Here is a 21,507-nt window from a genome sequence, read left to right on the forward strand (position 1 = left end):
GGCCCCGGTCGCCGACCGCCTCAGGTGGGTGTGTGGGCGGTCTTGTTCGTCGCGGTGCCGTCCTCGTCCTGGGGTTCCGGCGCGGCAGGCTCCTGCGGAGCGGGCGGGGTGCGGACCAGCAAGGCGACGAGTACGGCGAGGGCGCCGAGCCCGGCACCGATGCCGAATCCCCACTGGACGCCCGTGGCCAGGGCACTGGTGGTGTCGGCGCCCTCGGCGGCCGCCGTGGCGGCGTGTCCGGACATGACGCTGATGACCAGGGCGGTGCCCGCTGCGGCCGCGACCTGCTGGAGCGAGCCCAGGATGGCGGAGCCGTGCGGGTAGAGGTGCGGCGGCAGTACGGACAGGCCGGAGGTGAAGACGGGGGTGAAGACGAACGCCATGCCCGCGCTCAGGGCCACGTGCAGGGTGAGTACGAGCCACGGCGAGGTCTGTTCGCCGGTGAGGGCGAACAGCGCGAGGCAGAGCGCTGTGAGTACGGCTCCTGGTACGACGAGGCGCGGTGCGCCGAAGCGGTCGTAGAGCTTGCCGACCTGCGGTCCGAGCAGGCCCATGGTCAGGCCGCCGGGGATGAGGAGGAGCCCGGTCTGCAGCGAGGTCAGGCCGCACACCTCCTGCAGATAGATCGGCAGCAGGATGAAGGCGCCCATGAGGGCCATGAAGGACAGGCACATCAGGCCGAGGGCCACGGAGAAGTGACGGAAGGTCAGGGCGCGCAGGTCCAGCAGCGGCGTGGACGTGCGCTGCAGCGCCAGCTGCCGCCATACGAACAGGCCGACCAGCACCGCGCCGGCCAGGGTCGTGACCGCCGGGGGCAGGGGGGCGTGGGCCGACTTCTCGGCGCCGAGCCCGCTCAGGCCGTAGACGAGGGCGCCGAAGCCGGCGGCCGCCAGGGGAACGGACAACCAGTCGATCGGGCCGGCCTGCGGCTCGCCGATGTTGACCAGTTTGCGGTGACCGAATACGGCCATGGCTCCGGCGATGGGGAGCACGGCCAGGAACAGCAGGCGCCAGGTCCCCAGTTGCAGCAGCACACCGGAGGCCGCGGGGCCGAGGGCGGGTGCGACGGAGATGACGAGGGTGATGTTGCCCATGACACGGCCGCGGTCGTGCGCGGGCACGAGGGTCATCAGCGTCGTCATGAGCAGCGGCATCATGACGGCGGTGCCGCTGGCCTGGATGACGCGGGCGGCCAGCAGCACGGGGAAGACGGGCGCGGCGGCGGCCAGGGCCGTGCCGGCGAGGAAGAGCGCCATGGCCAGACCGAAGGCGGTACGGGTGGTCACGCGCTGGAGGAACCATCCCGTCACCGGGATGACGACGGCCATGGTGAGCATGAAGGCCGTGGACAGCCACCCGGCGGCTGCCGCGGTGACCTCGAACTCGCGCATGAGCCGCGGGATCGCGTTGACCATGATCGTCTCGTTGAGCAGGACGACGAACGTGGACAGCACGAGAATCCGCAGCACGGCGGTGACGCGGGCGGGCGGTGTCTCTGGAGCGGGCATGGTGCCTTCCGTCATGGGTGTGTCCTCCGCATGGGGCGGGTCACAGTGACAGACCGCGGCGCCGGGAAGAACTCATCGATGTCCCCCGATCCTGTCGTCCCCGCGACCTCGGCTCAAGCGATTTTGCCGCCGGCGAGCGACTGGGGCACGGCTTTCCGCAACGTCCCGACGCCCAAACCCTGGACCGGTCCGCCGGGCCGGAGCTCCTGACAGGCGCGGCCTCGAGCCGCTGGTCGTGGTCGCCTGATGCGCGCTTCCCGGGCGTTCGTATCAGCTTCCAGGCTGTCCGCTACTGACGGAGGCGGCGGACTGAGCCGAGCGTGATCTCGCCGACCGCGCCCTCCACGATCTGGCAGCTGAAGACAGCCTCGAAGGGGCTCTTCGACCTGACGACGGGATGCTTGAGGAAATCGCCGCTTTCGATCAGGTCCGCGGCCGCGGTGGTGCCGTAACCCCAGGAGCCCGCGAGGATCAGCACCGTCTTCTCCGCGGCGAATGGGTTGGCGCACCGGATGATCAGCCCCTGGTCGGACTGGAGCCTTTCGTCCGGCCCCACCCGGCAGTCCGTCGTCGCGTCGAGCAGACTGTCGTAGATCGTGGTGTCCTTGCCTCCCGGCCCGTCGGCCTCGCCGAACCGGAAGGTGGACGTCATGGACAGGCTCTGAAGCACCAAGGCCGTCATGGGATTCGAGTGCGGTCCACCGATCAGGATCAGGTTCTTCCTCCGCTGCTCGTTCGAGACCTGATGCCCCGGTCCCAGGTCGAAGTCACGGATTCCCACCCGGTGCAGCTGGCTCTTCAGCTTGACGTAAGCCTCGATGTCGCCGAGACCGGCGAAGCCCGCGCGCTCCCGCCTGTAGTACTCGTCCTCCATGAAACTGCCCACCGCGACCCAGAACCCGCCGTTGACGGCCGGTCTCCAGAAGGCGCGCAGCGCCCGCGTCCTGAGGCCGAAGGAGATCCGGCGGCGCGAAGCGCCCGCGGTGAACGCGATGCCGGCGGCCGCGAGGTTGATCAGCAGATCGTGGAGACTAGCGTTCATGCCCGTTCCCCCTGAACTCCAGGCGTGTTCCACACTTTGGACGAGCTTTCTCCGAGGGCCGTGCAGGGAAACCACCGTGCGCATGGGGCAGCCTCAACGTCCCCCCACCGACCGCATCACTATCCTGAACGTCCCCGAGCCCCCAGCCCTCTCGCGGAGACGCCTCGATGCATCCTGATGTGGAACGGCTCACCCGCGTCGTCCCGCCACCGGCGGAGCGTCGGCCGCGGGGCTGGCGCGAGGTGGAGGCTCGGCTGGGCGGCGCGTTGCCGGAGGACTTCAAGGACCTCGTCGACACCTACGGCGGGGGCGTCTTCGACGAGACGATCTGGATCCTGGAGCCCGACTGCGCCGACCCCGACTACGACCTCCTGGCCATGAAGGAGGAGCGCGCCGAGGTGCTGGCCCGGTTGTGGGAGGTCGGTCCCGAGCCCCGGCCCGTGCAGCTGGACGCCGAGGGAGCGGGGCTGCTCCCCTTCGCGTACGTCGAGGGGACCGGCGCCTGCCTCTACTGGCTCACCGGCCACGACGTCCGCCCCGAGGACTGGACCGTCCTCGCGCACGCGGGCCGTGGACCGGAGTGGGAGCACCACGCCGTGTCCAGCGCCCGGTTCATCGTGTCCGTGCTCACCGGCGAGATCCGCTCCGACATCCTCGGCGACCTGCCGCTCGACGACCACGCCTTCGATCCGAACGACGAGATCCTGGGCAGCTGACGGGCCGTCGAACCGGCCCCGCGGCGAGGGAACAAGCGACACTCGTCGCCGCCGTCGCGGCTATCCTCCACGGAATGCCACTGCACCAGTACGTCTCCTTCGCGCTGTTCAGCCGCGACACCTCGGCAGACGACATGACCTCCCAGCTGGGGATCGCTCCCGACGAGGTGTCCGTTCGCGGCAGCCGGCTCACCGGACCGGCTGTGATCCCGGTCGACCACGCGTGGATCGTCGTCTGCCGCGAACCCGGCCTGCGCGTCGACGAGCAGATCGACCGCGTTCTCGACAGACTCCAGCCCCACACGGACCGCGTCTCCCGCCTCGCAAGGCAACTGGCGGCCGGTGGCGGCGGATCAGTGCTCAACGTCGTGCGTCACTTCAACGACACCGGCGCTGCGGACGCACCCGACCTGTTCGGCTGGCACCTGGACCGCAGGGTCCTGGACTTCCTCCATGCCACGGGCGCGGAGCTCGGCGTCGACGAGTACGACATGAGCGAGGACCAGGACGTATCCGCCGCCCTCGGGCCCATCCGGTGAGCCGCGCCTTCACGGGCCAGGGGCCGTAGGCGCGGGGGGTCCCGCCGCGCGTTTCCTGCGGCCGGTCGCCGCCACCAGGGCGATCAGCGCGAGCACCGCCAGATAGATGAGGACCAGCAGCAGCACGGTCAGGACCGTGGGGTGGTTCCACAGGGCGAACAGCAGGGCGAGCAGCAGCAGGACGCCGATCGTCAGCCACCGCCGGTAGTCGGCCGTCCACGTGCCCAGACGACCGGTGTGGATGCCGTGGGTGTCCGCCCACCGGGCCACGGAGTCGGCGGTGCGCTCGGAGGTGCCCCTTACGGCGCGCGCCCATCCGCCCGGCCCGATGAAGTAGGCGCCGAGAGCGATGACCACGCCCAGCACGATGACGGTGCGCAGCGTGACCCGCAGGAAGTGCAGGAGATGGTCGAAGATCGCTGCTGCCGCCGCCTCGGACTGCACCTGCGGGGGCAGATGGTCCAGGTAGTAACGGCGGGCGACGACGAGGCCGATGGCGACGATCAGGCAGGCGAGTGCCGCGCCCAGGGCGGTCTTCGCCAGGGCGCGTCTGCGCCGGTACGCGAGGAGGACGCCTGCCGCGGCGAGCACCACCGTCAGGACCGGCATCCAGTTGCCGAGCACGTCGAGGGCGTGCGCGGCGCCCTGCATGCGTTCCAGCTTGTCGGACTGGAAGAGCACCATCTGCTTGTCGACGTCCGGGATCTTCTCGGCCGGTGACACGCCGGCGTCGACGAGTTCTTCCTTGACGCGGTCGACAGCGGCGCCGACGTCGAGGGTCACGGTGCCCTCCTCGACGCCGACCGCCCCGCGGCCCTTGCCGGTCAGGGCGTGCACCACGGCGTCATGAGCGGCCCGGTTGGCGGTGGTCCACACCTTCTCGAACCTGTCGCTCTCGACGAACCGGTTCGCCACCTTCTCCGCGGCTCCGTTCACGGCGGCGTCCAGCTGGGGGGCCAGCCCCTTCACGGCCTGGGCGGCCCGGGGCGGCAGGCCCTGCGACTCCAGCCAGGCCGCCAGCTCGGCGGTGACCTGCTTGCCGTCGACTCGTACGTCGACGGCCTCGACGATCCGGTTGCTCGCGGCCGCCTCGATCGCGGGGTCGGAGGCGAGCGGTTGAACCGTCTCCACGTACCGGTCCGTGTCCAGGACGATGTCGTGCACCCACACGGTCAGCACCGACACGGGGACCAGGATGCAGGCGAGGACGATCAGAACGGCCGAGGCCACCTTGCGTACGATCCTGCCCGGGCCGGCCAGGTGTGTCCCGCCTCCCGACGGCGAAGCCTGCTGCGGTGCTTCCGGTGGGCCGGCCATCCGTCCTCCTGGTGTGAGGCGCCCCTGTCTCATTCCATTCCTCCCGATCGCCGCGAGGACGGCATCCTGGGTTGCTCCATCCGGAGCGGGGACCGGGCTCCGCCGGAGGCCCGGTCGTGACGCACGCGCCGGTCAGCTCCCCCTTCCGCGTGGCGTCCGTGCCGGGCGCCTCGTGTCGATGCCGGGTGCGGAGAGAGCGGGGACCGATCATGAGCGGTCTCCGCGGTCGTTCCCGCGAACCGGTGCGGGGCCCGGCACGAGGAGGCCGCCGACAGGCGGCGGGATCCGCGTGAGGGGACGCTCGAAGAGGACCTCACCGCGCACGGGGGCAGTGACGAGCTACGGAGGAAATCATGGGCGGCCACGTCGCCAGGCAGCACAGCAGTGCGAAACAACGGTGGGCCGCCCGGCTGGCGATCGCCGCCCTGGTCGCCGCGGCCGCCGTCCCCCTGCTGTTCGCGGGTCTCAAGAGCCTCGGCCTCGCGGCTGTCGCGCTGGCCGGACTCGCCGTGAGCGCGGCCGGGTTGTGGTGGGCCCTCAGCCGCAAGGGTGTGACCAGGGCGCTCGCGGTCGTCCTGGCCGTGGCCGCGCAGGCGGCGGTGATCGGGCTCTTCGTTGCCGTCGGACTGCTCTGGACGGTGTTCGTCATGCTCGCGCTGTGGGCGGTGGTGTGCTCCGCGGGCTGGGCCGCGCTCGGCGAGACCACGGGCCCGGCCGGCCCTGCCGAGTACCGCACCCCGCCGCCCGCGCGTCCGTTCCTCATCATGAATCCGCGCTCGGGCGGTGGGAAGGTCGGAAGGTTCGGGCTCAAGGAGCGGGCCGAAGCACTCGGCGCCCAGGTCGTGCTGCTCGACCCCGAGCACCCCCGGGACGTCGCCCAGCTCGCCCGCGACGCCCTGGCGGACGGCGCCGACCTCCTCGGTGTGGCGGGCGGAGACGGTACGCAGGCCCTCGTCGCGGGAGTGGCGGCAGAGCACGACGTGCCGTTCATGGTGATCTCGGCCGGGACGCGGAACCACTTCGCCCTCGATCTCGGACTCGACCGGGACGACCCGACCACGAGTCTGGAGGCGCTCACCGACGGGGTCGAACTCCGGATCGACCTGGGTCGCGTCGAAGAGCGCACCTTCGTCAACAACGTGTCGTTCGGCGCCTACGCCGAGGTCGTGCAGAGTCCCGCGTACCGTGACGGCAAGATCCGCACCATCCTCGGCATGCTGCCGGACATCCTGACCCATCACCTCGGCTCACGGCTGGTCGTCCACTGCGCGGGAACGAGGATCGACTCCCCCCAGGGGGTGCTCGTGAGCAACAACCCGTATCGCGTGGGCGACCCGGCCGGCCTCGGGCTGCGGACCGGGCTCGACGCGGGTGTCCTCGGCGTCGTGAGCATCAAGGTCGACAACGCGGTGCAGGCCGCCGATCTGCTCCGGGGCACGCACGGGGCCGAGCTCACCACCCTCACCGCCCATGAGGTCGTCGTCGACGCCGACGGACCCGAGGTGCAGGCCGGCGTGGACGGCGAGGCCCTCTCCTTCCGGACACCGGTGCGCTGCGTGATCACCCCCGGAGCCCTGCGGGTCCGCGTCCCCCGCCACCGCCCGGGCGTGCCCCGGCCGAAGTCACGCCTGGACTGGCGGCGGCTGCGCGACCTGGCGCTCTCGCGCGGCTGAGGCCGGGGACGGTCACGCGTACCGGATGCACCACGCGGCGTCCGGTGTTGGAATGGCGACCGGGGGTCCCGGATCAGAGGTGATGTGAGTGAGCGAGCAATTCGACGAGATGGGCCCCATCGACTACGTGGTGGTGGAGTTCCCCGGCAACCGCATGACGGGCGAGGGCTTCCCGCTCCTGGTCGACCTGGTGGAACGTGGCCTCATCCGGATCCTCGACCTGATGTTCATCAGGAAGGACGAGGACGGTTCGGTGAGCGCACTGGAGATCGCGGACCTCACCGGGGACGGCAATCTCGACCTCGCCGTCTTCGAAGGTGCCCAGTCGGGCCTGCTGGGTCAGGACGACCTGGAGGAAGCCGCGGCCGCAGTGGAGCCGGGCAACTCCGCCGGTCTGCTGATCTACGAGAACGTGTGGGCCGCGCCGTTCGCCACCGCCCTGCGGCGGGGCGGGGCCCAGTTGGTCGCCTCCGGGCGGGTGCCGGTACAAGCCATCCTCGCCTCGCTCGAAGCGGCCGAGGAGACGGACTGACGCGTCACCCTCGGCCCTGAGGCCGAGGGGCCCGAAAGTCGCGCGAAGACTTCGGGCGGGACATGAAAGGAGAACGCGCATGCCAGGTCTACTTCGCGGAGTCGCCCGCACGGCGGTCGTGGCGGGTACGGCGACCGCCGTGTCCAACCGCGTGTCGCGCCGCCAGCAGGGGCGGTGGGCCGCTCAGGAGGGATACCAGACGCAGCCGGCCCAAGCGCCGCCCGCGCCCGCCCCCGCCGCGGCGCCGGCCGCACAGCCCGCCGACGACATGGAGAGCAAGCTCGACCAGCTCAAGCAGCTCGGGGAGCTCAAGGAGCAAGGCGTGCTCACCGAAGCCGAGTTCGAGGAGCAGAAGCGCAGGATCCTCGGCTGACCGACCGTCGGGGCGCGTCGACGGCGATGCGCCGGACGTGCCCCGCGTCGGCGGCGGGCTACCGACCGGAGCGGCCGGGTCCGGAACGTCCGCGGGCCGGCCCGCGGACGTTCCGGCGAGGGCCGCGTCCGGGTGGCAGGGCCGGTCGGGCCCCGGGATGAGACCGACGGGCTTCACGCCAAGACCTGGACCGGCGGTGGCCCGGGATGAGACCGACGGGCTTCACACCCCAGGACCTGGACCGGCTGTGGCCCCGGGATCGGCGGCGACTACTGGCATCTGCGCCTGGCCAACGGTCTGCTCACCTGGACCACGGACACCCGCCCCTCCGCCGACGCGGGCCTGACCATGACGATGACCAAGCCCCAGCTCATCTCCCTCCTCGCCGGAAAGGGCACCGACGGCATCGCCATGACGGGTGACCTCACGCTCCTGCCGCGGCTGCTCGCGGTCCTCGACACCCCCGAACCGGAGTTCCCGATCGTGACCCCGTGAGCGGGCCGTCCCACCGTCTGCGCCGAAGCCGGTCCGGTCGGCGCCCCGGTGCCCTACCGTCTCCCCCATGCCTCCTCCGCTGCTGCACCGGCGCTGTCCCGCACTGGCCGACTCGCTGCCCTTCCTCCGGCTGGGCGAGGCTCCCACGCCGGTCCGGCCGCTGCCCGGCCTGGGCAGGCGCGCCGAACTGTGGGTCAAGGACGAGAGCGGATACGGCACCGGCGGCTGGGGCGGCAACAAGGTCCGCAAGCTGGAGTGGCTGCTGCCGGAAGCCCGGCGGCGCGGCGCGCGGACCATCCTCACGGTCGGCGGCCTCGGCACCAACTGGGGCCTCGCCGCCGCCTCGTACGCACGGGAGCTGGGGCTCGGGGTGGCCCTGGGCCTGATCGACCACCCGGTCGACGAGCACGTGCGGGCCCAGCTGGAACGGCTGCGCGCCTCCGGCGCGACGCTGCACTTCCTGCACTCCAGGACGAGGCTGGTCCTGGCCGCGCCGTGGCTCTTCGCCCGACACGCGCACCGCCTCACTCCGCCTTACTACCTCCCGGCGGGCGGCTCCTCGCCGCTCGGCACGCTCGGCGCCGTCGAGATCGCCCTGGAGCTGGGCGCCCAGGTCGAGGCCGGGGAGCTGCCGGAGCCGGCGTGGCTCGTCACCGCCGTCGGCTCCGGCGGTACGGCCGCGGGCCTTGCCCTCGGACTGCGGCTCGCCGGACTGCGCACCCGTGTCCTCGGTGTCGTGGTCAACGACACGCTGCGGCTGGACTCCGCGACCCTCCTCGGGCTGGCCCGCCGGTCCACGGCCCTGCTCAGGGCCCGGGGCGCCGATCTGCGCGGGGCGGAGCCCGCCCCCGACGCGATCCGCACCGAGACCGCGTGGCTGGGCGACGGCTACGCGCACCCCACCGCCGCCGGCGACCGTGCGCTCGCCCGCGCGTCGGCGCAGTCCGGCCTCGCCCTGGAACGCACCTACACCGCCAAGGCGCTCGCGGCCCTGCTCGACCTGGACGCGGCCGGCCGACTGGACGGCGGCCCGGTGGTGTTCCTGCAGACCCACGGCCCCCGCTGAGCGCGCGGCCGCGGCCCGCGCCGGACGACCCGCACGCTTCGGAGGCCCTAGGAACGGTCGTGCTTGAGTGAGTCCCTGATGCCTTCGGCCCGGTGGCGAACGTTCGTCATCGTCTTACGGATCTTGGCCTTCACCTGGTCCGTCTTGCCCTCGGCCTCCAGTCGCTCGTGGCCGGTGAGCTTCCCGGTTATCTCCTTGATCCTTCCCTTGGCCTTCTCCATTCCGCTGTTCATGCCCCTGGTCCTTCCGTCGGGTCGGTTCCCACCCTCCACGCTAGGTTTGCGCGGCCGAGGGTGCTCGTCGACGGGTGACATCGGCCGTGTCCACGGCCACGGGGCGGTCCCCGGGCCGGGTCAGGCCAGTACGCGGAGGGCCGCGGGCCTCACCCTGAGGGTGACCGGCAGGGTCGCGTCGACCTCGCCGTCCGCTCCGTACGGGAGGGGGCGGTCGGCCTCGATGCGGACCTCCTTGCCGCGCAGGATCTCGATCTGGGGACGGTTCACGTGCGCGCCCGTCTTCAGCTCGTTCATCATGGCGAAGAAGAGACGCTTGGGCGCCTCCTTGATCACCACGACGTCGAGGAGGCCGTCGTCGACGCGTGCGCCCGGTGCGATGTTCCGCCCGAAGCCGTAGAACCCGGAGTTGGCCGCGACCACGGTGTAGCCGGCGCGCTCGTGCGGGACCCCGTCGATCGTGACGCGGTACGCGGCGGGCTTCCAGCCGAGGACCGCCCGGAGGCCGCCTGCGTAGTAGGAGGCCGCGCCACGAAGCAGCCGGGAGGCGTTGGCGTGGCGGTTGGCCACCGCGTCGACACCCGCGTACACGCTGCCGAGGATGCAGATCCCCCGGTGCTGGGCGGACTCCACCTCGATGGTGTCGACGGCCCGCGGTTCGGCGTCGAGCAGCACCTTGGCGAGGCCCGGGGCGTCGGTGGGGAGCCCCAGGGCGCGCGCGAAGTCGTTGCCGCGGCCCGCGGGGACCAGGCCGAAGACCGTGTCCGTGCCGCTGAGCGCGCCGCCGACGGTGCCGGCCATGCCGTCACCGCCGACGGCCAGCACGACGTGCCCCTTCGCTCCGGCCTCCCGGGCGAGTTCCTGTGCGTGTTCCAGGCTGCGGCTGTAGACGGTGTCGAGTTCCGCGCCCGCCTCCCGCAGCAGCCGGGCCAGCGGGAGCAGGCTCGCCGTGCCGCTGGATCCCCCTGCGGTGGGGTTGACGACGGCGGTGAACTGTCGCATGGATCTGGCCTCCGGGCGGCAGAAGAAGAGGTTCGGGAGGGTGGGGCGAGCGGGCGGTACGCGGTTGAGGGGACGGTGCTCAGCGGAGGGGGATCAGGACCCCGGGACTCAGCACGCCGGACGGGTCGATCTCGGCCTTGACCGCCTGCAGCATACGGATGCCGAGGGGGCCGATCTCGCGGGCGTACCAGTCACGGTGGTCGGTGCCGACGCCGTGGTGGTGGCTGATGGTGCCGCCCGCCGCCAGGATCGCGTCGTTGGCCGCCCGCTTGACCGGCGCCCAGTGCGCGACGGCGTCCTCGCCCTGCGCGGAGACGACGGTGAAGTACAGCGAGGCACCGTTCTCGTACGTGTGCGAGATGTGGCACATGACGAGCGGCGGGGTGCCGGCCTCGGTGAGGGTGCTGGTCAGCGCGGAGCGTACCGCCGCGTAGAGGCCGGGGATCGCGGACCAGAACGCGGCCGTCTCCAGCGTCTCGGCGAACGCGCCGGCGTCGAGCAGCGCGTCGCGCAGGTAGGGCGCGTTGTAGCGGCCGTGCTCCCAATTGTCACCGGCCTCCTCGCCGATGAACTCGCCGTCGCAGGCGAGGAGGACCTCGCGGGCGGCGGCGCGGCGGGCGGCGGTGTCGGCCTCGGTGCCCTCGAATCCGACGATGGCCATGCAGCCCGGGTTCTCGGGGAGTTCGCTGGTGCCGATGGCGTCGGGCTGCGCGAGACCGATGAAGGTCTCGGACTCGTCCGACAGCCGCAGCACGGTGGGGCGCGGGCCGTCCTGGGCCAGCCGGCGCAGGGCGGCGGTGCCGGCCTCGAAGGAGGCGAAGCGCCAGCCCTCGTAGATCCGCTTCTGCGGCAGCGGGCGGATGCGCACGGTCACCGAGGTGATCACGCCGAGGGCGCCTTCGGAGCCGAGGATCAGCTGGCGCAGGTCGGGACCGGCCGCGGAGCGCGGGGCCCGGCCGCTCCACAGGGTGCCTTCGGGGGTGGCGACCTTCAGGCCGAGGACCATCTCGTCGAAGCGGCCGTAGCCCGCCGAGGCCTGGCCGCTGGAGCGTGCCGCGGCGAAGCCGCCGACTGTGGCCCACTCGAAGGACTGCGGGAAGTGGCCGAGCGTCCAGCCCTGCTCGTTGAGGAGCGCCTCGGCCCGCGGGCCGCGCAGGCCGGGGTGCAGGGTGGCGGTGCGCGAGACCTCGTCGACGGCGAGCAGCTGGTCGAGGCGCCGCAGGTCGAGGGCGACGAAGGGCCGCTTGGTGGTGGGCGCGAGGCCGCCGACGACGGAGGTGCCGCCACCGAAGGGGACGGCGGACAGACCGTGGTCCGCGCAGGCCCGCAGGACGGCGAGGACCTCGTCGTGGCTGCGGGGAAGGACGACGGCGGCGGGGATGTCGTCGACCTCTCCGGCGCGGATACGGAGGAGGTCGGGAGTCGACTTGCCCCGGGTGTGCCGGATGCGGCTCTCGGCGTCGTCCCGGACGCCGTCCTCCGCGGCGACGGCGGCGCGCAGCGCGGCGCTCGCCTCCTCGGTCAGTGCCGAGGCGGGGACCTCGATGTCGGCGAGGGCGGACGGGCCGCTCTCGCGCGGTGTGACACCGAGCAGGTCCCGCAGCAGGCCGGTCACCGATTCGGGCAGGGGCGCCGCCTTGGCCGGGTCGCCCCAGCCACTCCACAACATGTCCACTTCGAGAGGTTCCTCACGGTCTGTTTCACGGACGGCGCTGCCGCTCGGCCCGCACTGGCATTACACTGTGACAGATGACGCCCATTCGTCACAACCATGCGGACGCAGATCCCGTGCTCGACGCCGCACGCGACTGCGTGCTCGCCGTCGGCGTACGACGGACCACCCTCACCGACGTCGCCCGGCGGGCCGGCGTGTCCCGGATGACGCTCTACCGGCGCTGGCCCGATGTGCGCACGCTCGTCGGCGACCTGATGACCCGTGAGTGGATCGCCGTCGCCGCCGGCGCCATGCCGCCCGCGGACGACGACCGGCCCGAACGGGCCCGGATCGTCGAGGGGCTGGTGGCGGGAGTCGCCGCCTTCCGGTCCCATCCGCTGTTCCGGAAGATCCTCGACGTCGACCCCGAACTGCTGCTGCCGTACGTGCTCGACCGGCGCGGCGCCAGTCAGGACGCCCTGCTCGGACTCCTCGTCACCGCACTGGAGGACGGACACGAGGACGGTTCCGTACGGCGCGTCCACCCCGACCTGCAGGCCCGGTCCCTGCTGCTCGTCGTCCAGTCCTTCACGCTCTCGCTGCGCACCATGGCCGACGAGAACGATCCCGAACTGAGCGAAGCCGCCTTCCTCGAAGAGCTGCGCACCCTCCTTGAGAGGACCCTCACACCATGAATCCCGTGAACCCCACGAGCAGCACCGCCCTGCCCGGCTCCTCCCTGAACGCCGAGCGGCGCCGGCGCGAACTGGACCGGCTCGCCGACGGCCTGGAGGTCGACGTGCTGGTCGTCGGGCTCGGCGCCACCGGAGCCGGTGCCGCGCTCGACGCCGCCACCCGCGGGCTCAGCGTCGCCGCGGTCGACGCGCACGACCTCGCGTTCGGCACCTCCCGCTGGAGCTCCAAGCTCATCCACGGCGGACTGCGCTACCTCGCCTCGGGACAGCTCGACGTCGCCCACGAGAGCGCCGTCGAGCGCGGCATCCTCATGGAGCGCACCGCCCCCCATCTCGTGCGCGCCCAGCCCTTCGTGCTCCCCCTGACCCCGCTGGTCAGCCGCGGCCAGGCCGCCCTCGCCCGAGCCGGATTCGTCGCGGGCGACCTGCTGCGCGTCGGCGCCCGCACCTCCCGCCGCACGCTGCCCAAGACCCGTACCCTCTCCGCCGTCGAGACCCGCCACCTCGCCCCCGCGCTGCGCCCCGTCGGCCTGCGCGGCGGCCTCCTCTCCTGGGACGGCAAGCTCTCCGACGACGCCCGTCTGGTCACCGCGATCGCCCGCACCGCCGCCGCCCACGGCGCCCGCGTCCTGACCCGCGTCCGTGCCCTGGAGCTCCACGGCGGCGGCGCACGGGTCCGCGACGAGACCACCGGCGAGGAGCTGCTGATCCGCGCGCGTGCGGTCGTCAACGCGGCCGGGGTCTGGGCGGGCGGCCTCATCGACGACGTACGTCTCCGGCCCTCGCGCGGCACCCATCTCGTCCTGCGGTCGGAGACCCTCGGCCGGCTCTCCGCCGGACTGCACATCCCGATCCCGGGCGAGACGAACCGCTTCGTCCTGGTCCTGCCCCAGGGCGACGGACGCGTGTACGTCGGCCTGACCGACGAGCCCGTCGACGGCGACGTCCCCGACGTGCCCGAGGTCCCCGAGACCGACATCGGCTTCCTCCTCGACGTCCTCGGCTCCGCCCTCGACGTCACCGTCCACCGCTCCGACGTGGTCGGGGCCTTCGCCGGACTGCGCCCCCTGCTCGACACCCGGGAGTCGGAGGGCCGCACCGCCGACATCTCGCGCAAGCACGCCGTGCTCACCTCGCCCGACGGCATCGTCACCGTCGTCGGCGGCAAGCTGACCACCTACCGCCGCATGGCCCAGGACGCCGTCGACGCCGCCGTGGCCGCCCGCGGCCTCACCGCCGGCGCGTGCCGCACCGCGTCCCTCCCCCTCGTCGGCGCGGCCCGCCCCGGGACCCTCGCCGGTCTCGACGTCCCGCCCCGCCTCGTACAGCGCTACGGCTCCGAGGCCACGGCCGTCCACGCCCTCGGGCTCGAAGAGCCCGCCCTGGCCGAGCCCGTCGTGCCCGGCCACCCCGTCACGGGCGCCGAACTGGTGTGGGCGGTCCGCCACGAAGGCGCCCTCGACGCCTCCGACCTCCTCGACCGGCGCACCCGCATCGGTCTCGTCCCGGAGGACCGCGCCCTCGCCGAGGAGGCGGCCCGGGACGCCCTCGCCCGTACGGCCAAGGTGTAGGGCGCCGGGCCGCCGAGGCTGCCGGGTCCCGGCGCGCGCCCCACGCGCCGGGACCGCTCGACCGGCGCAGGGCGCACCGGCACGAGCGCTCCACGCGGCAGGGCGCAGCGGCACGACCGCGCGCCCTGGAGGACCGTCGCGGTCGACGGGTCTACGGTCGGCTCCATGGAGCGAATCCGAGCTGCCCTGATCGACATCGACGGCGTCCTCACCGTCTCCTGGAAGGCGCTGCCCGGTGCGGTCCGGGCCATGGAGCGACTGCGCGACGCCGGCATCCGCACGGCGCTCGTCACCAACAACACGTCACGGACCCGGGCCTCCATCGCCTCGCGTCTTGGCGGGCTCGGCTTTCCCGTCGACGCCGGGGACGTCCTCACCGCGCCGGCGGCCACGGCGGCGTATCTGCGCGAGCACTTCCCCGGCGCGCGCTGCCTGCTGCTCAACAGCGGAGACGTACGGGACGACCTGGAGGGGGTCGCGCTCGTCGAGGAGGGGGACGCTGACGTCGTCGTGCTCGGCGGCGCGGGGCCCGAGTTCGGTTACGAGGCCCTCAACGGGGTCTTCCGGCAACTCCGGCGCGGCGCCCGGCTCGTGTCGATGCACCGCAATCTGTACTGGCGCACCGAGGGCGGGCTCGACCTGGACACGGGGGCCTTCCTGGAAGGCCTCGAGAAGGCCGCCCGTGTCGAGGCGGAGGTGACGGGCAAGCCGGCTCCGGCGTTCTTCGCGAGCGCCCTCGCCCACCTCGGAGCCGACGCGTCGGAGGCGCTGATGGTCGGCGACGACATCGAGTCCGACGTGCTGGCCGCCCAGCGGTCGGGCATCACCGGCGTCCTGGTGCGGACGGGGAAGTACCTCCCCGAGACGCACCGCGACGCGTCGGGGACGCCCGACCACGTGCTCGACTCCTTCGCCGGCCTGCCCGCCCTGCTCGGGGCCGGGTAGACCGCTCAGACGGAGCGTGCGGTCTGCGCCGTCTGCAGGGCGGTGGCGATGCCGTGGGCCAGGAACGGGATCCGGTGCGCGGGGACGCCCGCGATGTTGATGCGCCCGGCGGCCGTTCCGTAGATGCCGGACTGGCGGCGCATCCGGCGCATCCCGTCCGGCGTGAGGGGCAGCATCGAGAACATGCCCTTCTGGCGGGCGAGGGACCGGGCCGCCTCCTCGTGCCCGAGGGCGCGGAGATGGGCGACGAGGTCGGTCCTGTTGGCCGTGATCCGGTGGCGCATCGCGCCGAGTTCCGCGAGCCACTCCGTCCGCAGGTGCTCGTCGTCCAGGACGGTCGCGACGATCGCGGCACCGTGGTCGGGCGGCATCGAGTACAGGGTGCGGGCGGCGTTCTGCAGGGCGGTTTCGACGTGCCGCAGCGTCCGCTTCGACGAGCCGATGACGATGGCGCATCCCGTGCGGTCGCTGTAGAGGCCGAAGTTCTTCGAGCAGCTGACGGCGATCAGCACCTCGGGGAGGCGTTCGGCCAGCATCCGGGTCGGTGCCAGGTCGGCGGCGAGGCCGTCGCCGAGGCCGTGGTAGGCGAGGTCGACGAAGGGGACCCAGCCGTTCGCGGAGGCGAGTGCGGCGAGCTCCTCCCACGTACCGAAGGAGGGGTCGACGCCGGTGGGGTTGTGGCAGCAGCCCTGCAGCAGGACGACGTCGCCGCGGCGCGCGCGGGCCAGGTCGTCGAGCATGCCCTCGGTGTCCGGCCGGCCGGCGGCGTCGCGCCAGCGGTAGGTCCGGACGGTGAGCCCGGCGCCTTCCAGGATCGGGCGGTGATTGACGTACGCGGGGTCGCTGATCCAGACCGTGGCGCCGGGGCGCGTCTGCTGGACGAGGTCGGCGAGGAGCCGCAGGGCCCCGGTGCCGGCCACGGTCTGGACGCCCGTCGCCCGTCCCAAGAGCTCCTCGGAGCCCAGTACGAGCGACAGCATGGCCCGGTTGAAGGCGGTGTTGCCCGACAGGCCGCGGTACTCCTTGGTGCCGGAACGTTCCGCCAGGCGTATCTCGGCCTCCCTGACCGCCGCCATGACCGGGGTGACCCCGTCGGCGTCGCGGTAGACACCGAGGACGAGGTCGAGGCGCTCGGGGCGCGGGTCGGCGGCGAACTCGGCCGCCAGGTCCCACAGCGGGTCCACGGGCGGGGCGGGAAGAAGCTCAAGCATCGGTGGAGACCTTGGTTCGGGGGCGCCGGTTGGCGAGTGCGACGCCGAGGGTGATGAGGGGGACGCCGACCACGACGGGCACGGTCGGCGACTCGTCGAGCAGGGGCATGGCGAGCAGGACGACGGCGACGGGGCTGAGGCTGCCGACGACCGAGCTGCGTTCCGGGCCGAGCCTGCGGATGGCGAAGGCGTAGAGCAGACCGGCGCAGAGACCGACGCCCAGGCCCTGGACGACGAGGAACAGCGCGATGTCGCCGCCGGCCGCCCGGGCGAGGCCGGTGGGCAGGACCCCGGTCAGGGCGAGGAGCGCGACGACGGCGAAGGACGGCAGGCACAGCAGGCCGATCGACCCGACGGGGTCGAGGTCCACCTCGCGCAGCCCCACGGTGTACAGGGCCCACAGCCCGCTGGCGACGAGCAGCGTTCCCGTACCGAGCAGGACGTCGGCGTCGAGGGCGGCGGTGTAGCGCCAGACCAGGGCCACGACTCCGGCCACGATGAGGGCGAGACCGGCCGCCTGCGTCCCGCGCGGCGCGCGCTTCCCGCCGGCGACCATGAGGGCGGAGACGAACAGCGGGACCATGCCGGGCACGATGGCCCCGACGAAGGCGGCCGACGTCAGCGATCCGCCGTACATCGCGGCGAGGAAGAACGGGACCCCGGCTCCGCAGATGATCTTGAGTGCCGGCCCCGGCCGGACCGCGGCCAGCCGGCGCCGGCGCCGCCACAGCGCGGGAGCCAGGATCACGAGGGGCACGCCGAACCGCAGCAGGGCGGCGTCGGCGGGCAGCAGCGTGGAGGCGCTCAGCGCACGGGCACTGAGGGCGAACGCGGCCCAGATCGTCACGGTGAGCGCCAGAGCGACCATGCCGACGCCCTGCGGGGACAGGCCCCGGGGACGGGCGGCCGCGAGCACCCGCGGCTCCGGCGTCCGCGTCGATTCCGACGTGACCGGTTGTGGTGAGACCACCGACGATTCCTCCCGTTCTGAACATACGGGCGGAACCGAGAACCGGTGTTTGCCCCGATAGGCAACGCTAGAGCTTTCGCCGGGGCAGATGATTGCCAGTTCTGCCCTCTGCACATAGCGTGAGGGCAGAATCTGCCAAGGAGTGACGATGGACGCCGTGGACTTCGAGATCATCCACGAGTTGCAGGCGGACGGACGGCTGACCAACCAGGACCTCGCCGACCGGATCCGCCTGTCCCCCTCCCCCTGTCTGCGCCGGGTGCGCCGCCTGGAGGAGTCGGGCCTGATCAGCGGCTACACGGCCACCGTGGACCAGGTCGCCTTCGGCCTGCCGATCACCGTCTTCGTACGGATCAGGCTGGAGCGCCACACGGCCGAGGCCGTCAATGTGTTCGAGGAGCACATCGGTCTCATCGATCACATCCAGGACTGCTATCTGATGGCCGGCAGCAGCGACTATCTGCTCCGGGTCGTCATCGAGAGCCTCGAGGCGTACGAGGCCCTCGTGCGCACCCGGATCCACGCCATCCCCGGCATCGCGTCGATCGAGTCGAGCTTCGCCTTCGGCAGCGTCAAGCAGTCCCGGGTCTATCCGCGACCGGGCCTCCCGGCGCGACCGAAGGGCGGCCGCGCCGGGAGGTGAGGCGCTGGGAGGTGAGGCGCTGGGAGGTACGTCACGGTCAGCAGGAGACCGTCACGCCGGCCCAGTCCGCGTGGTCGTGGTTCACGCCGTCTCCGCCGTCGGTGACGACGACGGCCTCGGCGCCCATGACCGCCGGGCGTCAGCTCACCACGACGACCGCGGGCTACAAGACCGACCAGAAGTGGCAGTTCGCCCGGCAGTCCGACGGCTCCCAGGAGCTCGCCAACGTCAGGTCGGGCCTGTGCGCCGACGTCAACGGCGGTTCCACCTCCGCCGGCGCCACGGTGATCCAGTGGCAGTGCTGCGGGGACAGCAACCAGCGCTGGAACGTCCGTCAGCTGCCGGACGCTCCGTCACGGTCACCTCGGCGCGCAGCGGCCTGCTGCTCACCACGGCCTCCACGGCCGGCGGAGCACTCGTGACCCAGCAGCCGGACACCGGCTCGGCACTCCAGCGGTGGTCGCTCAACTGACCCCGCTCCGCGAGGAAGTACCCCTCCGATGGGCCGGATCCCCATGGATCCGGCCCCTCCGGTGCGCCCGGCCTCCATCCCGTCGAGCGCCCCCCGCGGCCACCTCCCTCACCGCGTCGGCCCCTCCGTGAGGAACGATGCACTCGACGAGGGGACGGGAGACCGGCCGTCCCCGATCACCGACACGGGGGGAACCGCCATGCCCACCACGCCCACGCTCATCGAGTCCGTCCGCCGGGCCCTGCGCCTGCTCGACGCCGTGGCGGAGGACACCGGAGGACTGACCGCCAAGCACCTGTCCCGGCGGACGGGCATCCCGCTGCCCACCACGTACCACCTCATGCGCACCCTGACCCACGAGGGCTATCTGCGGCGCGAGGGCGGTGTGTACGCGATCGGTGACGCCGGCGTCCGCTTCGGCGCCGCGACCGTGTGCCGGCCGGGGGCCGAGGGACTGGACGGATGGCTGGGCCGGCTGCGGGACGAGCTCGGCGCCGCCGTGTACTTCGCGCTGTACCAGGAGGGCGAGATACGGATCGCCGGCGTCGCCGCGGGCGGGGAAGCCCCCGCCGTCGAGGAGTGGGCCGACTTCCGCCGTACCGCCCACGCCCACGCGGGCGGGCTGTGCCTGCTCGCCCAGCTCGACGAGGGCGCCCGCCGCGACCACGTCGCCCGCCATCCCGTCATGCCGCTCACCCCGTACACCGTCCGGGACGAGGTCGAGCTGCTGCGGCGGCTGGCGCGCATGCGCCGCGGGGCACCGGTCTACGAACGGCAGGAATATGTGCTCGGCACGGTCTGCTCCGCCGTTCCCATCACCGTCGGCGAGGTCCCGGCGACCATCGCCCTCTCCCTGCCGGTGTCCCGCGCCCACCTGCTCGAACCCCTCACCGCCCGGCTCAAGCGCCGCGCCGAGGAGGCCGTCACGAGGCTGGCGTTCTCCGTGCGGACCCCGGGCGAGAGCGATCCCCGAGCCTGAGGGCCCGCTCCGTGGACCGAGGCTTGCCATGACAGATATGTTTACGTAAACATATCTGTCATAGTCCCACCTCCCTCCCGTACCCCGCCCCCGAGCACAGGAGCACCACGCTCATGCCCGTTCTCCGGACAGACCAGACCGGTTTCCTGCTCGACGGCCGACCCTTCCGGCTCCTGTCCGGCGGGCTGCACTACTTCCGGGTCCACCCGGAGCAGTGGGCCGACCGACTGCGCAAGGCCCGGCTCATGGGCCTCAACACCGTCGAGACGTACGTCCCCTGGAACCTCCACCAGCCGCGTCCGGACCACTTCGTCATGGACGGCGGGCTCGACCTGCCGAGGTTCGTCGAGCTGGCCGCCGCCGAGGGCCTGCACGTGCTGCTGCGCCCCGGCCCGTACATCTGCGCCGAGTGGGAGGGCGGCGGCCTGCCGTCCTGGCTGCTCGCCGAGCCCGACATCCGGCTGCGCACGCGCGACCCGCGGTTCCTGGCGGCCGTGGACGCCTTCTTCGAGCGTCTGCTCACCCCGCTCCTCCCCCACCTCGCCTCGCGCGGCGGGCCGGTCCTGGCCGTGCAGGTGGAGAACGAGTACGGGGCGTTCGGCGACGACACCGCGTACCTCGAGCACATCGCGGACTCCCTGCGCCGCGTCGGCGTCGACGTCCCCCTCTTCACCTGCGACCAGCCGGCCGACCTGGAGCGCGGCGCCCTCCCCGGCGTCCTCGCCACCGCCAACTTCGGCAGCCGCTCCGCCGAGCACCTCGCCGAGCTGCGCACCGAGCGCCCGGAAGGGCCGCTGATGACCTCGGAGTTCTGGATCGGCTGGTTCGACCGCTGGGGCGCCCGCCACGTGGTCCGCGACGCCGACGAGGCGGCCCGCGAGCTCGACGAGCTGCTCGCCGCCGGGGCCTCGGTGAACTTCTACATGTTCCACGGCGGCACCAACTTCGGCTTCACCAACGGCGCCAACGACAAGCACACCTACCGCCCCACCATCACCTCCTACGACTACGACTCCCCGCTCGACGAGGCCGGCGACCCGACGCCGAAGTACACCGCCTTCCGCGAGGTCATCGCCAAGTACGTGCCCGTGCCGGACGAGCCCGTCCCGGTGCCCGGCCCGAAGCTGGCCGTCCCGGCCGTCCGGCTCACCGAGAGCGCGGGGCTGCTCGACGGCGTCGCCGCCCTGGCGCCCGGCATCGACTCGATGCGCCCCCTCACCATGGAGGAGCTGGAGCAGGACTTCGGTTTCGTCCTGTACGAGACCGTGCTGCCCCTGGCGGGTCCCGCGCTCCTGGAGGTCGAGCAGGTCCGCGACCGTGCCCAGGTCTTCGTCGACGGACAGCCCGTCGGCGTCCTCGAACGGGAGAACCACGAGCACTCACTGGCCTTCCACGCGCCCCGGGCGGGCAGCCGGCTCCAGATCCTGGTCGAGAACCAGGGCCGCGTGAACTACGGGCCGGGCATCCACGACCGCAAGGGGCTCCTCGGGAAGGTCCTCCTCGACGGCTCCGAGCTGGTCGGCTGGACCAGCCGCCCGCTGCCGCTCGCCACCGTGCGGGACCTCCCCTTCACGACCACCGCGCGCACCCCCGTCGGCCCCACGCTGCACCGGGGCACCTTCGAGGTCGGCGAGCCGGCCGACACCTTCCTGCACCTCGACGGCTGGACCAAGGGCAACGCCTGGGTCAACGGCTTCGCGCTCGGCCGCTACTGGTCCCGGGGCCCGCAGAAGTCGCTGTACGTCCCCGGTCCCGTCCTGCGCGCCGGTACGAACGAGCTCGTCGTCCTCGAACTCCACGCCGGACACCGGGCCGCCACGGTCGACTTCCGCGCGACGGCCGATCTCGGCCCGACGGAGGAGTGAGCGCAC

The 21,507-nt window shown here is 72.6% G+C and carries 22 protein-coding genes; 14 read left to right on the plus strand and 8 right to left on the minus strand.

All coding sequences use genetic code 11. The features are described 5' to 3' along the window. Positions 1-20: 20 nt before the first annotated feature. Together ABT041_RS13635 and ABT041_RS13640 are read right to left on the minus strand one after the other, a co-directional pair. Complete coding sequence (locus ABT041_RS13635) at positions 21-1,523, minus strand: DHA2 family efflux MFS transporter permease subunit (protein WP_351183496.1); 1,503 nt, start codon at positions 1,521-1,523, stop codon at positions 21-23. Positions 1,524-1,797: 274 nt separating this feature from the next. After that, positions 1,798-2,634, minus strand: a complete 837-nt coding sequence (locus tag ABT041_RS13640) for a hypothetical protein (RefSeq protein WP_351183498.1) — start codon at positions 2,632-2,634, stop codon at positions 1,798-1,800. An 83-nt stretch (positions 2,635-2,717) separates the two neighbouring features. Here ABT041_RS13640 and ABT041_RS13645 point away from each other — a divergent pair, with 83 nt between their 5' ends. Next, complete coding sequence (locus tag ABT041_RS13645) at positions 2,718-3,266, plus strand: SMI1/KNR4 family protein (RefSeq protein WP_351183500.1); 549 nt, start codon at positions 2,718-2,720, stop codon at positions 3,264-3,266. 74 nt (positions 3,267-3,340) lie between these two features. Continuing rightward, entirely contained in the window at positions 3,341-3,805 is a 465-nt protein-coding gene (locus tag ABT041_RS13650) for a DUF4279 domain-containing protein (protein ID WP_351183502.1), read from the plus strand. Positions 3,806-3,814: 9 nt separating this feature from the next. On the opposite strand, the gene ABT041_RS13655 is transcribed toward ABT041_RS13650, so the two are convergent. Further along, the gene (locus tag ABT041_RS13655; RefSeq protein ID WP_351183504.1) at positions 3,815-5,035 is read right to left on the minus strand and encodes a hypothetical protein; all 1,221 of its coding nucleotides are present in this window, start codon (positions 5,033-5,035) and stop codon (positions 3,815-3,817) included. A gap of 440 nt (positions 5,036-5,475) precedes the next feature. Between ABT041_RS13655 and ABT041_RS13660 the strand changes: the two genes are divergently transcribed. The 5 genes from ABT041_RS13660 (at position 5,476) to ABT041_RS13680 (ending at position 9,261) form a co-directional block, all read left to right on the plus strand. Continuing rightward, the gene (locus ABT041_RS13660; RefSeq protein ID WP_351183506.1) at positions 5,476-6,795 is read left to right on the plus strand and encodes a diacylglycerol/lipid kinase family protein; all 1,320 of its coding nucleotides are present in this window, start codon (positions 5,476-5,478) and stop codon (positions 6,793-6,795) included. A gap of 109 nt (positions 6,796-6,904) precedes the next feature. After that, entirely contained in the window at positions 6,905-7,327 is a 423-nt protein-coding gene (locus ABT041_RS13665; protein ID WP_502976471.1) for a DUF6325 family protein, read from the plus strand. Between the two features lie 79 nt (positions 7,328-7,406). Beyond that, positions 7,407-7,700, plus strand: coding sequence for an SHOCT domain-containing protein (locus tag ABT041_RS13670; protein ID WP_351183510.1), 294 nt, complete (start codon positions 7,407-7,409; stop codon positions 7,698-7,700). Positions 7,701-7,979: 279 nt separating this feature from the next. After that, the gene (locus ABT041_RS13675; protein WP_351183719.1) at positions 7,980-8,195 is read left to right on the plus strand and encodes an alkyl sulfatase C-terminal domain-containing protein; all 216 of its coding nucleotides are present in this window, start codon (positions 7,980-7,982) and stop codon (positions 8,193-8,195) included. Between the two features lie 67 nt (positions 8,196-8,262). Then, on the plus strand, positions 8,263-9,261 hold the full coding sequence (locus ABT041_RS13680; RefSeq protein WP_351183512.1) for a 1-aminocyclopropane-1-carboxylate deaminase/D-cysteine desulfhydrase: 999 nt from the start codon (positions 8,263-8,265) through the stop codon (positions 9,259-9,261). A gap of 47 nt (positions 9,262-9,308) precedes the next feature. On the opposite strand, the gene ABT041_RS13685 is transcribed toward ABT041_RS13680, so the two are convergent. From ABT041_RS13685 to ABT041_RS13695, 3 genes are all read right to left on the minus strand, one after another. Further along, positions 9,309-9,494 carry a CsbD family protein gene (locus ABT041_RS13685; protein ID WP_351183514.1) on the minus strand — a complete coding sequence of 62 codons (186 nt, stop codon included), beginning with the start codon at positions 9,492-9,494 and terminating at the stop codon, positions 9,309-9,311. Between the two features lie 120 nt (positions 9,495-9,614). After that, positions 9,615-10,496 carry a diacylglycerol/lipid kinase family protein gene (locus ABT041_RS13690; protein WP_351183516.1) on the minus strand — a complete coding sequence of 294 codons (882 nt, stop codon included), beginning with the start codon at positions 10,494-10,496 and terminating at the stop codon, positions 9,615-9,617. Between the two features lie 79 nt (positions 10,497-10,575). After that, positions 10,576-12,171 (minus strand): FAD-binding oxidoreductase, encoded by a 1,596-nt coding sequence (locus tag ABT041_RS13695; RefSeq protein ID WP_351183518.1) that lies wholly within the window; start codon positions 12,169-12,171, stop codon positions 10,576-10,578. Positions 12,172-12,245: 74 nt separating this feature from the next. Here ABT041_RS13695 and ABT041_RS13700 point away from each other — a divergent pair, with 74 nt between their 5' ends. The 3 genes from ABT041_RS13700 (at position 12,246) to ABT041_RS13710 (ending at position 15,361) form a co-directional block, all read left to right on the plus strand. Further along, positions 12,246-12,845 carry a TetR/AcrR family transcriptional regulator gene (locus ABT041_RS13700; RefSeq protein ID WP_351183520.1) on the plus strand — a complete coding sequence of 200 codons (600 nt, stop codon included), beginning with the start codon at positions 12,246-12,248 and terminating at the stop codon, positions 12,843-12,845. Positions 12,846-12,850: 5 nt separating this feature from the next. Beyond that, positions 12,851-14,416 (plus strand): glycerol-3-phosphate dehydrogenase/oxidase, encoded by a 1,566-nt coding sequence (locus tag ABT041_RS13705; RefSeq protein ID WP_502976466.1) that lies wholly within the window; start codon positions 12,851-12,853, stop codon positions 14,414-14,416. Positions 14,417-14,581: 165 nt separating this feature from the next. Beyond that, the gene (locus ABT041_RS13710; RefSeq protein WP_351183524.1) at positions 14,582-15,361 is read left to right on the plus strand and encodes an HAD-IIA family hydrolase; all 780 of its coding nucleotides are present in this window, start codon (positions 14,582-14,584) and stop codon (positions 15,359-15,361) included. A 5-nt stretch (positions 15,362-15,366) separates the two neighbouring features. Here ABT041_RS13710 and ABT041_RS13715 read toward each other — a convergent pair whose 3' ends face one another. Together ABT041_RS13715 and ABT041_RS13720 are read right to left on the minus strand one after the other, a co-directional pair. After that, positions 15,367-16,572, minus strand: coding sequence for an amino acid aminotransferase (locus ABT041_RS13715; protein ID WP_351183526.1), 1,206 nt, complete (start codon positions 16,570-16,572; stop codon positions 15,367-15,369). After that, entirely contained in the window at positions 16,565-17,542 is a 978-nt protein-coding gene (locus ABT041_RS13720; RefSeq protein WP_351183528.1) for a DMT family transporter, read from the minus strand. The genes ABT041_RS13715 and ABT041_RS13720 overlap by 8 nt, the downstream gene beginning before the upstream one ends. Before the next feature lie 148 nt (positions 17,543-17,690). On the opposite strand from ABT041_RS13720, the gene ABT041_RS13725 reads away from it, so the two are divergent. The 4 genes from ABT041_RS13725 (at position 17,691) to ABT041_RS13740 (ending at position 21,501) form a co-directional block, all read left to right on the plus strand. Further along, positions 17,691-18,185: an Lrp/AsnC family transcriptional regulator gene (locus ABT041_RS13725; protein WP_351183530.1), complete on the plus strand. Its 495-nt coding sequence runs from the start codon at positions 17,691-17,693 to the stop codon at positions 18,183-18,185. Positions 18,186-18,310: 125 nt separating this feature from the next. After that, complete coding sequence (locus ABT041_RS13730; RefSeq protein WP_351183532.1) at positions 18,311-18,607, plus strand: RICIN domain-containing protein; 297 nt, start codon at positions 18,311-18,313, stop codon at positions 18,605-18,607. A gap of 249 nt (positions 18,608-18,856) precedes the next feature. Then, a complete protein-coding gene (locus tag ABT041_RS13735) occupies positions 18,857-19,636 on the plus strand; it encodes an IclR family transcriptional regulator (protein WP_351183534.1) in 780 nt (259 codons plus the stop codon). A gap of 113 nt (positions 19,637-19,749) precedes the next feature. Beyond that, the gene (locus tag ABT041_RS13740) at positions 19,750-21,501 is read left to right on the plus strand and encodes a glycoside hydrolase family 35 protein (protein WP_351183536.1); all 1,752 of its coding nucleotides are present in this window, start codon (positions 19,750-19,752) and stop codon (positions 21,499-21,501) included. Positions 21,502-21,507: the final 6 nt, after the last annotated feature.

It is taken from the genome of Streptomyces sp. NPDC002825, assembly GCF_040295385.1.
Taxonomy (GTDB): Bacteria; Actinomycetota; Actinomycetes; order Streptomycetales; family Streptomycetaceae; genus Streptomyces.